At 63.7% G+C, this 13,162-nt stretch carries 13 protein-coding genes; 3 read left to right on the top strand and 10 right to left on the bottom strand.

Annotated elements, in window-relative coordinates; translation table 11 throughout:
- Window positions 1-63: 63 nt before the first annotated feature.
- On the bottom strand, window positions 64-1,386 hold the full coding sequence (locus C461_RS00695) for an amidohydrolase (RefSeq protein ID WP_007997711.1): 1,323 nt from the start codon (window positions 1,384-1,386) through the stop codon (window positions 64-66).
- Window positions 1,387-1,511: 125 nt separating this feature from the next.
- Between C461_RS00695 and C461_RS00690 the strand changes: the two genes are divergently transcribed.
- Window positions 1,512-2,498 (top strand): NAD(P)-dependent oxidoreductase, encoded by a 987-nt coding sequence (locus C461_RS00690; protein WP_049906175.1) that lies wholly within the window; start codon window positions 1,512-1,514, stop codon window positions 2,496-2,498.
- Window positions 2,499-2,526: 28 nt separating this feature from the next.
- Here C461_RS00690 and C461_RS00685 read toward each other — a convergent pair whose 3' ends face one another.
- The 9 genes from C461_RS00685 to C461_RS00650 form a co-directional block, all read right to left on the bottom strand.
- Window positions 2,527-3,708, bottom strand: a complete 1,182-nt coding sequence (locus C461_RS00685) for a M24 family metallopeptidase (protein ID WP_007997706.1) — start codon at window positions 3,706-3,708, stop codon at window positions 2,527-2,529.
- 237 nt (window positions 3,709-3,945) lie between these two features.
- The gene (locus tag C461_RS00680) at window positions 3,946-4,581 is read right to left on the bottom strand and encodes an SDR family oxidoreductase (RefSeq protein ID WP_007997704.1); all 636 of its coding nucleotides are present in this window, start codon (window positions 4,579-4,581) and stop codon (window positions 3,946-3,948) included.
- A 76-nt stretch (window positions 4,582-4,657) separates the two neighbouring features.
- Window positions 4,658-5,446, bottom strand: a complete 789-nt coding sequence (locus C461_RS00675; RefSeq protein ID WP_239639073.1) for a hypothetical protein — start codon at window positions 5,444-5,446, stop codon at window positions 4,658-4,660.
- Window positions 5,447-5,704: 258 nt separating this feature from the next.
- Window positions 5,705-7,066, bottom strand: coding sequence for an aspartate aminotransferase family protein (locus tag C461_RS00670; RefSeq protein ID WP_007997702.1), 1,362 nt, complete (start codon window positions 7,064-7,066; stop codon window positions 5,705-5,707).
- A 562-nt stretch (window positions 7,067-7,628) separates the two neighbouring features.
- Entirely contained in the window at window positions 7,629-8,336 is a 708-nt protein-coding gene (locus C461_RS00665) for a DICT sensory domain-containing protein (RefSeq protein ID WP_007997701.1), read from the bottom strand.
- A complete protein-coding gene (locus C461_RS00660) occupies window positions 8,333-8,692 on the bottom strand; it encodes a DUF7344 domain-containing protein (protein WP_007997700.1) in 360 nt (119 codons plus the stop codon). Before C461_RS00660 ends, C461_RS00665 begins: the two co-directional genes overlap by 4 nt.
- Before the next feature lie 185 nt (window positions 8,693-8,877).
- Complete coding sequence (locus tag C461_RS00655) at window positions 8,878-9,672, bottom strand: HpcH/HpaI aldolase family protein (RefSeq protein ID WP_007997699.1); 795 nt, start codon at window positions 9,670-9,672, stop codon at window positions 8,878-8,880.
- Window positions 9,669-9,809 (bottom strand): hypothetical protein, encoded by a 141-nt coding sequence (locus C461_RS15625; RefSeq protein WP_156062178.1) that lies wholly within the window; start codon window positions 9,807-9,809, stop codon window positions 9,669-9,671. The genes C461_RS00655 and C461_RS15625 overlap by 4 nt, the downstream gene beginning before the upstream one ends.
- Window positions 9,810-10,022: 213 nt before the next feature.
- Entirely contained in the window at window positions 10,023-10,826 is an 804-nt protein-coding gene (locus C461_RS00650) for a TrmB family transcriptional regulator (RefSeq protein WP_007997698.1), read from the bottom strand.
- 380 nt (window positions 10,827-11,206) lie between these two features.
- On the opposite strand from C461_RS00650, the gene C461_RS00645 reads away from it, so the two are divergent.
- Both C461_RS00645 and C461_RS00640 read left to right on the top strand, forming a co-directional pair.
- Window positions 11,207-12,007, top strand: a complete 801-nt coding sequence (locus C461_RS00645) for a TrmB family transcriptional regulator (RefSeq protein WP_007997697.1) — start codon at window positions 11,207-11,209, stop codon at window positions 12,005-12,007.
- Window positions 12,008-12,133: 126 nt separating this feature from the next.
- Entirely contained in the window at window positions 12,134-12,517 is a 384-nt protein-coding gene (locus tag C461_RS00640) for an ArsR/SmtB family transcription factor (RefSeq protein ID WP_049906151.1), read from the top strand.
- The last annotated feature ends 645 nt before the right edge of the window (window positions 12,518-13,162 follow it).

Here is a 13,162-nt window from a genome sequence, read left to right as displayed (position 1 = left end):
CAGACTGCTGACCGGCTGTTTCAGACAGAACCCGTCTGAAGAAGAGAGTTGCAGCAGAGCCCGTCAGCGCTGATCGGTGCGGATCGCCGCCTCGTCCTCGACGTGGGGGACGGGGTGTCGCCGTTCGAGGTCGCGGATCGCGCCAACGAGCACGTCCACGCCGTGCTGGATGCTCCGCTCGTCGACGTCGAACGTCGGCGTGTGGTGACTCGTCGGGTGGTCGGTGCCGACGATGAGGTACGTCGCCAGTCCGCCCTCCTCTTGGACGCGCTCCATCAGGAACGTCGCGTCCTCGCTCGCGCCGAAATCCGCCGCCGGGAGCACGCGTTCGACCCCGTCGACGCCCTCGGCGACCTCGGTCACCAGCGCCTGTAGCTCCGGGTCGCTGTCCGCGCGCGGCGACTCGCTCACCACGTCGACGGTCGCCCGACAGCCGTGCATCGTCGCGGCGGCGCGCACGGTACGCTCGAACCGGCCTTTCACGAACTCCATCAGCTCGGTCGTCTCGCCGCGCGCCTCGGCCTCCATGTGCGCGTGCTCGGCGATGACGTTGCTCGCCGTGCCGGCCTCGGCTTTCCCGACGTTGACGCGCGTCATGCCGTCGGCGTGGCGAGGGATCCCGTACGCGTTCACGATCGCCGTCCCCATCGCCTGCATCGCGTTGTCTCCCTCGTTCGGGGCCTTCCCGGCGTGCGCCGAGGTCCCCTCGATCGCCGCGTCCAGGTGCGCCATCGCCAGCGGCTTCTCGATCCCGGCGACCACCTCGCCGGTCGGGTGGTCCAGACCGACGTGGACGGCGAGCAGGTAGTCGAGGTCGTCCGCGAATCGGCTCTCGGCCATGGGGTGGCCGCCGCCGCCGGTCTCTTCGGCCGGCTGGAAGAACACGACCAGTCGCCCCGCGAAGTCGCTCTCGGCGATCGCTTCGAGGACCGCGAGCCCCCACGTCATGTGGACGTCGTGGCCGCAGGCGTGCATCGTCCCGTCGATCTCCGAGCGGAACCCCTCGTCGACGGGGTCGTGGGACAGGTCGGTGGACTCCTCGATGAACAGCCCGTCGATGTCGACGCGAAGGCCGATCGCGGGACCCTCGCCGCGGTCGAGCACGGCGACGGCCCCGGTGTTGCCGCCGGTCATCCGGTCGAGTAGCTCCCCGTCCGCGCCGCGGTCGCGAGCGCGGTCGATCCACGGACCGAGATCCGCCTCGGGAACGGCCATTCGGTCGGCCGGATCGTACGCGTCCGGCCCGATCGCGAGCTCGTCGACGCCGATCGATCGAATCTCCTCGACGAGGGTCGCCGTCGTGAGGAACTCGCGCCACGCGGGCTCCGGATGGCGGTGGAACCGTCGGCGGACGCTGGCGAGCCGATCTCGGATCGGTTCGTTCATGAGTGACACGCTCTCGCTCCACTCCCTTAATAATACACAGTTGTCGTGTACAGGTGATACACAAAAGGCTAAAAGAGCCCCTCGTAATGATCGGCCAACGCGTCGTCTCGACGCGCCCACAGCCCATGAGCTCACAACAGCCCGCTGATCCCGATATCGTCGTGTTGCGGGAGGGAACGGAAGGACTGTCGATGGCGTCGTACGCGGACGCGCTCCGCGATCGGCTCCCGGATCGGACGGTCGCGCTCGCTCGGACGCCCGCCGAGGAACGCGAACTCGTGCCGGACGCTCGCGTGGTGACCGGCATCACGCTCGACGCCGACCTCCTCGACCGCGCTGACCGACTGGAGCTGTTCGCGTGCACCTTCGCCGGCACCGACCACGTCCCGACCGACGCGTTACGAGAACACGGCGTCGCCGTGACGAACGCGGGCGGTATCCACGCCCCCGGCATCGCCGAACAGACGATCGCCAACATGCTCGTGTTCGCGCGCAACCTCCACGAGGGATTCCGTCGGAAGGCGAACGGCGAGTGGCGCCACTTCCAGTCGCGCGAGTTCACCGACAGCACGGTCACCGTGGTGGGGCTCGGGTCGATCGGACAGGCGGTCGTCCAGCGGCTCGACGGGTTCGAGGTGGAGACGATCGGAATCCGGTACACGCCGGAGAAGGGCGGTCCGACCGACACGGTGCTCGGCTTCGACGACGAGGACGTCCACGCGGCGTTCGCCCGGAGCGACTACGTCGTGCTCGCGTGCCCGCTCAACGAGATGACTCGCGGCATGGTGGGTGCGGCGGAGTTGGCGACGCTCCCGCCCGAGGCCGTCGTGGTGAACGCGGCTCGCGGCGGACTCGTCGACACCGACGCGCTCGTCTCCGCGCTCCAGACAGAGGGCATCCGCGGCGCCGCCCTCGACGTCACCGACCCCGAGCCGCTCCCGTCGGACCACGTGCTCTGGGACCTCGAAAACTGCCTCATCACGCCGCACACCGGCGGCCACACGCCCAAACACTGGGACCGGCTGGCCGACATCGTCGCGACCAACGTCGCGGCGCTCGACGAGGGCGAGGAGTTGGAGAACGCGGTCGTCACGCCGGACTCGGACAACTGATCGGGCGGGGGTCAACCGGCGAGGCCGGTCAGACGCTGAACAGTTCGCGGGGGAAGTCTGCCAGCGTCTCCGCACCGGTCGAGGTGACGCGGAACGTCTCGCTGATCTCCATGCCGACATCGGGGGTCCAGATGCCGGGGATCATGTGGAACGTCATGTTCTCTTCGAGCACGGTCTCGTCGCCGGGGCGGATGCTCGCGGTGTGCTCGCCCCAGTCCGGCGGGTAGCCGAGCCCCATCGAGTAGCCGATGCGGTCCTCCTTCTCGATCCCGTACTGCTCGATGGTGGTCCGCCACGCCTCCTCGACGGTCTCGCATTTGACGCCGGGTTCGACGGCGTCCAGCGCCGCCTCCACTCCCTCGACGACGATGTCCGCGGTCTCTTGGAGTTCGGTCGGCGGCTCGCCGACGAAGGTCGTTCGAGCCAGCGGCGAGTGGTAGCGGTGCCGGCAGCCGGAGAGCTCGATGATCACCGGATCGCCCGCCTCGAACTCCCGGTCCGTCCACGTGAGGTGGGGGGTTCCGGTGTGGTCACCGGACGGCATCAACGGGACGATCGCCGGGTAGTCGCCGCCGTACTCGTCCGTCCCTGCGATCAGCTGCTGGTAGATGGCCCCGGCGACCTCGTACTCCGGGACGCCCTCTTCGACGGCGTCGAGGCCGGCACGCATCGCGTTCTCGGAGATCCGAGCGGCCTGGCGCATGTACTCCAGTTCCTGGTCCGACTTCCGCACGCGGATCCAACCGACGAGCAGCGTCGCGTCTTCGAACTCAGCGTTCGGGAGGTTCTGCTGGAGCCGAGTGTACGACTTCGCGGTGAAGTAGGCGGCGTCCATCTCCAGTCCGACGCGCCCGTCCGCCACGTCCAGTTCGTCGAGGACGCCCGCGACGTAGTCCATCGGGTGAAGGTCGCGCGGCGACTGCACGTGGTCGTCGCTGTACGCGCGGATGCTCTCCTCGGAGAGGTGCGTCGTCGCTCGCGCGCCGTCCCCGTCCATGTCGCGACCGATCCAGATCGGCTCGTCGCGGTCGGGCGTGACCACGACCGCCTGGTGAACGTAGAACGACCAGCCGTCGTAGCCGGTCAGGTAGTTCATGTTCGCCGGGTCGCTGACGACGATCGCGTCGAGGTTCCGCTCGCGTAACTGCTCTTTCGTCCGAGTCACCCGCCGCTCGTACTCGGCCTCGTCGAAGATGTGTTCCCGTGGCATGATAACAGGGGTCTACGAAGTGGATCAGCCAGCAGCGTGATAACTTTTTCGTGTACATTACACACAGATACTGTGTACCTATTGCGCCGGAGATCCGCCGAATTCACGCAAACGGCTCTCGTCGCGTCATCTTGCGACGACGCCATCGGCTCCTACTCCGAGCTCCGCGAATGGAACGACGACGAGACGGTGTCCGAATCGGCGCTGCCGGCGTCGGGTTTCCGGAGAATCACGCGGTTAGCCGTCTAGCGGCTCCCGCAACGCCTCCTCGATCGGCTCGTCGCCGGCCGCGAGTTCGAACGTTTCGCCGTACGTGCTCTCGGCTCCGAGCGTCGCGACCAGCGTCCGGGAGACGTCCTCGCGCGGGATCTCGGCGTCGTCTCCGTCGAGATCGGTCCCGATTCTGATCCGCCCGGTACCGTCCTCGTCCGTCAGCGGGCCGGGCCGGACGATCGTGTACGTCAGGTCGCTCTCCCGCAGGTACTCGTCGGCTTCCGCCTTTGCCCGGAGGTACTCTCGCAGCTCTTCCGGGCCGTCATCGGGTCGATCGGCGCCGATCGAGCTGAGCATCACGAACCGCTCGACGCCCTCGGCTTCGGCCTCGTCGACGAGGGTGACCGCGCCGTCGCGGTCGACGCCCCACACGTCCTCGCCGCCCGAACCCGCGGCGAAAACGATCGCGTCGACTCCCTCGACGGCGTGCGAGACGTCCCCGGTCAGATCCGCGACGACCGGCTCGGCGCCCAGGTCCTCGATGTCCGCCGCTTGCGACTCCGCGCGAACCATCCCCCGAACGCCGTGGTCGCTCTCGGCGAGGATGCGAGTCGCGTGTTGGCCGACCTGTCCGTGTGAACCCGCAATGAGGACGTTCATTTATTTATGTTGGGTCGGTATCATAAAGAAGGTGGCGGCGACCGCGGGAGCTACGGAATAGGGGACTCAACGTTCCTCACTTGTTTCTGGCGTTTCCAGGCGTCGAGAGCGTGAAGTCGTCATAGTAGTACGTCGCGTCGTTCCCGAAGTTGACGCTGTTAATGATGAATTCGAGGAACTGCGTGCTCGGCGAGAACACGTTGTATCCGCGCTCGTCGAAGACGAGCCTGTTGTCGATGCGCCACTTGAGTGCTGCACCGTCGTTGAGGCTCTGGAGCTGCGCTTCGACGGTGACCCACCCACCCGCCTCGGGATCGATACCGAGTTTTTTCGGGAGGCCGAGATCTATCCACTCGTCGCCGACGAAGTTGCCGTCTTCGTCGGACTCGTAGACGTACGTCCGGAACCGCGCTTCACCCGTGTCGCTCGCGTCGCCGTCCTGATACGCGAGAATCGGATAGGCGCTGATGTTCCCGTTCGCATCTCCGAGAACGGGCCAGACACCGGACTCGTGCGCTTCGCTGTCGGTTTCCCACGCGGGGTCGATGTAGAAACGGTACGAGAGACGTGAACCCGCGCCCGCGTTCCAGTACGCTCCGTCCGCGTCTTGGTACTTTTTACCCTGATACGCGTAGAAGCCGCTCGTCTCGGCGCTTTCGTCGATGTCGATGCGGAGTCGCCCCGCATCGGTCGTCCACGACTCCGGGGCCCGGCGGTCGACGACCCACCCGGCACTCGTACTCGTGTTGTCCGCTGCGTCAGCGGAGTCACTGAAATCGAGGTCGAACACGGCGTTGGGAGTCTTTCCTTGCACAGCTGTCGCGGACGAAGAGAGCATCATCGCGCCGGCCGCAAGTCCGCTCATCTGGATAAACTTCCGTCGGGTTGGCATCATGGAAGCCATAATAGTTAAACAATTGATATGTATATATAGATTTTCTAACATCCGCTGACAGATCATAGAGGATCGTCGAGTGCGGTAGCGATGTGGGCGCTCTCTGCATCTCGCACGCGATTCTTAGCGGGTACTGGGGACCCACAGAATGATCAGTACGTGAGTTCCCTGTGCTGCCCGCGAGCGAATAGTACTAAATAACGCATACTTCAGCAGCGCCGGACGCCGCTACTCCGCCGTCGCCGCGATCGCGTCGGCGATGATCTCGGTCCCGACTTCCGCCTGCCGCTGTGTCAGGACGAGCGGCGGGAGCAGCCGGACGACGTTGTCGTACTGCCCCGCCGTCCAGACGAGCACGCCGTGCTCGTAGCAGTACTCCTGGATCGCCTCGACGCGGTCGCCGTCCGGGTCGCCGTTCGCGTCGACGAACTCGGCGCCGACGAACAGCCCCTTGCCGCGCACCTCGCCCAGTCCCGGATCGCTCTCGCCGGCGTCGCGGAGGCGGTCGCGGATCCACGCGCCGACCTCCGTCGCGTGGTCGAGCAGGTCGTGCGACTGGATGTACTCGATCGCGCGCAGCCCGCCGACCATCGCGGGGACGTGTCCCCGGTAGGTGCCCGCGTGGTCGCCCGGCCCCCACGTGTCGAGATCCTCGTGGTACATCGTCCCCGACAGCGGCTGGCCGTTGCCGCCGAGCGCCTTCGCGGTCGTCATCACGTCCGGCGTCACGTCGTAGTGCTCGGACGCCCACCACTCGCCGGTGCGGCCCATCCCGACCTGGATCTCGTCGAACACCAGCGGGAGGCCGTTCTCGTCGGCGATCTCGCGGAGTCCCGAGAGGAATCCCTCCGGCGGGACGACGACGCCGCCCTCGCCCTGGATGGGCTCGACGAAGATACCCGCCGGATCCGTGAGGCCGCCGTACGGCTCCTCGACGATCGCTCTGACCTCCTCGAGCGCCCGGTCGACGGACTCCTCGGGGGAGCGGCCCTCTCGGAACGGATACGGGAACGGCGCGTGCACCACGTCGGGCAGCAGCGGCGCGTACGGCTTCTTGAACTTCTTGTTCGACGTGATGCTCATCGCCCCGCTCGTCGCGCCGTGGTAGGAGTTGCGGAACGCGAGCAGGCCGTTCCCGTCCGTGTTGTACTTCGCGAGCTTGATCGACGCCTCGACGGCGTCGCTCCCGGTGGGCCCCCCGAAGACGAAGCGGCTGTTGCCGGCGAGGCTCCCGGGCGCGATCTCGTCGAGCTTGTCGATGAGGTCGAGGCGGGGCTCCGTCGGGAAGTCGACGGAGTGAGTGAGCTTGTCGATCTGCGCGTGGACGCCGTCGTTGACGTACGGATTCGCGTGGCCGACGTTGTACACGCCGATGCCGGCGAAGAAGTCGAGGAACACGTTGCCGTCCGCGTCCTTCAGGGTCGCGCCGCGGCCTTCCTCGAACGCGAGCGGAATGGTGTTCGGGTACGCGACCGCGCTGCTGTCGATGGCGTCCTGCTTGTCGAGGAGGCGCCGCGAATTCGGACCGGGGACTTGGTCGACGCTTGGTTCCTCCGCGAAGTGCAAGTCGTGGATCGGCGGTCCTGTCATACGACAATCGATACGACACGCCCACATATGAGTGGTGCAACCAGCAATCCATGACAGTGTACACGGATTCTGTTTTCGGCTGGCGCGACTGCCGGCATCGGGGGCGGTGAACGACACACCTTACGCATCCTACACACCCCACCGATCGCCTGACGGCCCGCGCTCGGAGGGTGCTGGCTACCGATCGGAAAGCACAAATTTCCGGTGATAGGTGTCCAGTTTCCGCGACGCGGTTTGTAGATACTCGGGTAATCACTGCCGTTCGTCGAAAGTTTGGATCTCCTGGGCGTCGCCCTGTCGATTCACAGTGTCGAGGCGCGCCACACCGCCCTTCTCAACGACATCAACGGCAAGTCCTTCTTCCCGGGACGCATTCGACTCGTCAACCTCTCAATAGGACGTTCTCGACGCTGTCAGTCCGTTTATCGAGTCGGATGAGGAGGATGAACGACGACGAAGAGGAAGAAGAGGCAGACGACCAGTAGCGCTTCACGGAGGCGGCTCTCGAACGGGCCTCACACTTTTTCAGGCCCGTCCGGTTCGCCGCCCGCTCGAGTCCGTTTCACCGGACTGCCTTGAACGTCGTTGCGATGTTCTCGACAGTCGCCGAATCGTTCGTCCAGAACCCGGTGTATCCGTTTGCATGCTCTTCAGCGACTAAGGCGCAGGCTTGCGCCTCGTCAGTCCCGCCGTCGTACGCGAGGACCCAGTAGGGTTCGAATCGCGCGGCCGCTTCGGCGTGATAGGTGATTCCGGAGATCGGTGGAGGAGTCCAGTCTTCGACGCCGAAAATATGGATCTCGAGGTCCGTTTCGGCGCCGAGGGTCCGATACACCTCCGTCTGTGATCTGAACGTCGAAAGCGTCTGAAAGCTGACCCACAGGGTGCCCTCCCCGACGCGGAAGGCGCGGTCTTCGATCTCTCGACTGACTGCGAGGAGGTCGCGGCGGTTCATCCCGAAAAACACGGTCCGCTCGAGGATCTCGAAGAGCACTCGGTATCCCTCGGAGACCTCGCTTCGATCGCCGGGGCGACGGATCGGTGGTTCGAGCAGCGCCTCGACCGCGTTCGCTCCGATGATACCCACCATCTCGCCATCGGTTTTGATCTCGAGAAACGGGTCCGGGCCTCCGACGGGAAGCGATCGGGACTCGACGGCAACGCCGTGATCGGCGAGCCACGTTTCGATCTCGGGACGCGCACCGCTGCTGTAGACGACGATTTGATGCTTTCGTGCTCGATGCTCGTCGATCAGCGAGGCGAGCGTCATTCCGAGTGCGCGAGCCGTTCCGCCTCCACGCTCTGCCGGATGATCGCCGTAACTCGTTGATGAAGCGGTTCGCACTGTACGGTGCCGGCCTGCGCGTCGTACTCTATCAGTCCCGCGTCGGCGAGTCGCGGTAAGTGGTTGTGGAGGAGCTGAACGCGGATCGCCGATCGGTCCGCTGACGTCTGCATCGTCCCCGTAGTCGTGGCCTCCCAGCCGCTGAGGACGGACGCGAGATCTTCGACGGTGCCCTCCTCATTTTCAAGCAAATAAAAAAGGAGTCGTCGCCGGTGGGGAGAGGTGAGCGCCTGATAGAATTGGCTCTCCGCCAATCTCGAGGTGAGATCCTCCGTCTCCACGTGATCTCGCTGATCCGGGTCGTGTTTTGACCCATTCATGGTTTGCTATATGTTGCCGTGAAACAAGTATTTATCTCTTCCAACCAGCGTCGCGAAGGTGGAACTCTCGTTCGCGTGAAAAGGGCGCTCCCGTTCGTTCTCAAAGATCGAACGGAATAACCCGTGAGCGGGCCGTCCGAGGTGGTTTACGCATCGTCTTGCTCGTAGGCGTCGAACCAGCTGGTGACGGTCTCTTGGATCGCTCCGGTCGTGCTTCCCAGGTTCACCATCTGGTAGCCGTTCGACACTTTCTCGTTGACATCGTCCATCCCGAACCCGAGACCGGCGACGGGGACACCCGCGTCGACGGCCTTCGACCGTATCGTCTCGACGGCGTCCTGCACGTCCGGATGATCGATCTCACCGGGATGGCCGAGCGACACCGAGAGATCGAGGGGACCGATGAAGACGAACCCCAGCTCCGGGACGGCGAGGATTTCATCCAAGTTCTCGACGGACGCCTCGTTCTCGACGGTCACCCCCACGAGGGTCTCGCTGTCTTCGGTGGCGACATACTCGTCAGCGAGCCCCCAGCGGCGAGCCCGCGGTGCCGCCAGTCCCCGGTCGCCGGGGCCCCCGTCGTAGCGGAACCGAGAAGATCGAACCGCGTCCCGGACTTCTTCGGCCGTTTTCACCCGGGAGAGGAGCACGTTTCTCACACCGAGATCGAGCGCTTTCCGGACGAGCGTCGGGTCCGTATCGGGCAGCCGGACGAGCAGTTCGACGTCCGTCCGTTCGCCTGCGCGGAGGAGGTCCTCCAGCTGACTCGCGTCCCACGGGTCCGGTCCCCCGTGTTCGAGATCGAGCCAGATGAAGTCCACGCCGAGTTCGCCGTAGAACTCCACGAGTGTCGGACTGTACGTGTTGTCGAGTACGCCGAGCGCGACGGCGCCGTCGTCCAGCGTCGCGGCGAGTTCGTTTGCGGGCTGTGATGCGTTCATGATCGGTGGGCGAACCGCTGTGCGTTGGTACGTGTTCGGCACTCGTCGATCCGGGTGTCGACGTCGTCGGTCTCGCCGCTCTCGTCGACCGTCTCTCGAACGCCTACGTCGACCTCCCACTCGGCTTTTCTCGACACGTCAGTGACCCCGTCGAACGTTGTGGACGTGCTCGAGCGCGCTCGCGACGCGCTTGAACCGCCCCTTCTTGTGATTGCTCATCGCTGGTAGCACATTCGTGTCAATAGAATAAAACACGCTGCATTTTCACGATGTAGTGAGTGATGATTAATTGAGTAACATCTGGCCGCCGGACGACCGTTGAGTGGGCGCATCCCGCTTCCGTCGAGGAGTTACGTGGCGGGATCTTGTGCGGTCAGAAGCCCCTGCGACATGAGCCGCCGGGCGATCACGACGAGTCCGTTCCCGAATCCCTCCCCGAAAATCGCCTGTTCCGCTTTTGTCTCGGGCATGATCGAACTCACCAGGATCGTCGAGCGGTCGACCAGCAGCAGGCGGCCGATCGCGGTCTCGTCTTCGCTCGCGTCCGCGCCGTGAAGCCACTCAAGTCCGGAGATGAACGTCGTGGCGTCGGGGACCGCGTGTTGAATCTGTTCTTGCAGCGGTTCCGTTAACGCGCCGACGAGCAACTCGACGTCGTTTTCGACCCCGTTGAGAGTGACGACGAGGTCGTCGGTCAGGAGCGACTCGTCGCCGATGACCAGCACGATCTCGTCGGCCGCCGTATCGATGAGCTCTTCGGCTCGATTTTCGATCCCGTCGTTTCCGGACATCGACCACACCTGCTGGACCGGCTCTTCTTCGCTTTGTTCGATGATCTCTACTGTGTCAAGCGCGTCATGGAGTCGCTCGACGCGCTCCTCGTACTGATCGCGGAGCGTCGCGAGCGCTTCCTCGGGAGAAACTGCGCGGAACCGCTGTGGGCTGGAATGGTGGATTTCGACCAGCCCCTGTGCCTCGAGGACCCGTATCGCGTCGTACACCCTGGTCCGAGGCACCTCGGTCAACTCGCTGAGTTTTTTCGCGGTTCCAGTTTCGACCCGCAACAAGCCAACGAAACACCGCGCCTCGTACTCTTTCAGTCCGAGCTGTTGGAAGACTTCTATTGCCTCTTCGATGTTTTCGGGTGCAGTCATTATGTCCCAACGGTCCCGTCTGAGCGGGGTCAGAGTAACGTTAGTTCGGGATACAGATAGGGTTTGTCACTCAAATAATAATATCGGTCGCACTCACAGCGGCGGAGCCTTCACAGAGAAGAGTTCAGCGTACTGTGGGCGAAATGGACGAAAGTTATTGTGATTCTGAGAGTGATAACTATCTCTTATTGGGAAATATCGATCCGAGCCGGGGAGAAACCGCTCGATACTATTTCACCCAGTTAATCACAACAGCTATATTTGGCGGGGACACGTACGCTCCAATTAGCGCGAAGCGCAGCACTGCGTCCCAACCGCTCGCTGCTGCGTGCCGTCTCGCCACCCGCGTGGCGGGATCCGAAGCGAATCCCACCTCAGTGATGAACCCCGACCCCACCCAAGACCCGCAGTCCGCTGCCGTCGAGCAGCTCGAACAGTTCGGATTGAGTTCGTACGCCGCGCGGACGTTCGTCGCGCTCGCCGGCCTCGGCACCGCGACGGCCAGAGACGTCAGTCAGGTGTCGGAGGTCCCCCGAACCCGCGTGTACGACGCCGTCGACGAATTACGCAACTGGGGGCTCGTCGACGTGCAGCAGTCCTCGCCCAAGCAATTTTGGGCGATCTCCGCCGAGACCGCGAGTCGGACCTTCGAACACGAGCTCCGATACCGTACCGAGACCCTGCGGACCGCGTTGACCGAACTCGAACCGATCGAACGGCAGGCCGAACAGCGCGGCGTCTGGACGGTAGACGGGCAGACGGCGGTCACACACCGAGTCGTGGAGTTTTTCGAGAGCGCGACAGAGGAGATCGTCTACATGACCGTCGAGGAACTGCTCACCGACGACCTGATCGACGCGTTGAGCGACGCCGCAGCGCGTGGCGTCTCCGTCAAGCTCGGCGGGGTTTCGGCCGACGTACAGGCGCGTATTCAAGACGAGATCCCCGGTGCGGTGATGTTCGAGTCGCTGTGGGTCTGGTCGGAGACCCCGGCCGGCCGGCTCATGATGATCGACGGACGAAAGACGCTCGTGAGCGCACTCGTGAACGGCGTGGACACGACCTCGTCCGATCAGCGCTCGGAGACGGCCATCTGGGGCGAAGGAGAGACCAACAGCCTGGTCGCCGTTTTGAAAGCCGTTTTCACGTGGCGGCTCAACGCCGACGACTTGGACTCCTGACGGACTCCTGACGGACTTCTGCGGTGAGAGACGGGGGCCTTCTCCGCCTATCGCGGGCCTCATGAGGGGGAAAGAGCGTGTCGCTGTTGTGTTACTCGCTTAATTAAAAACCGGGTGACTGTGAGAATGTCACTATTTGATGAGGTCTACCCGGTACTATCCGGTATCATGGGGACCACTCAGTTCGACACATATCTTAAACTCCTCTCGGACAGACAGCGGCGACGGATCATCTGTCGATTGCGAGCAGAGACCGCTGGACAAACGACGGTCGAGGACCTCGTCGATCACCTATACGGGGACGAGCCCGCCTCGCCGACCGCAGCCCATCCAGACCGCGACCAGCTCTCGATCCAGTTGGTCCACACGCATCTGCCCAAGTTAGACGAACACGGACTCGTCCACTACGATCGAGAGAATAACGCCGTCCGGTATCAGTCCGACGAACAGGTCGAGACGATATTAGACGCCCTCCCCGTGGACGTCGCACAGACAACGCCCGGACCGTAACGCGTACACGAGGTATCGACGTCGAACTTGTGGAGCGAGAAGCACACCGCCGCTGTTGATGACGGTCAGTGTCCCACGTTTCTTTCCTAGTATTATATATTGTTATTCATGCTACCTTTATTCTTGTCATGTCGGGCTGATTGGGTTCGATCTACTGTTCACCGACAGGTACGTAAGGCCGATCTACGGTCGGGTCCAGTCGGCGTCCGGTTCACCGTGCGATAGCTGCGACCGTGAACCGGTTCGACGATCAGCAGTGACGTCCTCCTCGCCGCAAACGGCGAGGCTTCCTATGCATGGGAAACACCAGCCAGCCGTCGCTGACAGAGGGTTTCGACTCTTGGGAGGCCGTGAGCGTTATCTGCGCTGGTACGCTCTTCTCACGGTGAGTCGTGGCGGCGCCACTGGTGATGTGATTGCAGCATAACGAGACGGCCACACGTGTGACCGCGGTATCAGATACGAACGGCCCGAAAATCGGAGCGGGATTAAATATAATTTTTGTAGTATGTCTACAGAATTATAATATTTTATATGCTTATACGCCCACCCCGTAGAAACTGCAAGCGGGTGGGTCAGAGCGACTCTTCCCAAAACAGCCGTGAGACAGCGTTCGAGATTGGGATCGTCCAACGAACCGCTTTT

Origin of the sequence: Halorubrum aidingense JCM 13560 (assembly GCF_000336995.1) — an archaeon.
Classification (GTDB): Archaea; Halobacteriota; Halobacteria; order Halobacteriales; family Haloferacaceae; genus Halorubrum; species Halorubrum aidingense.
The sequence above is the reverse complement of the archived record's forward strand: the minus strand, read 5'-3'. Positions and strand labels throughout refer to the sequence as shown.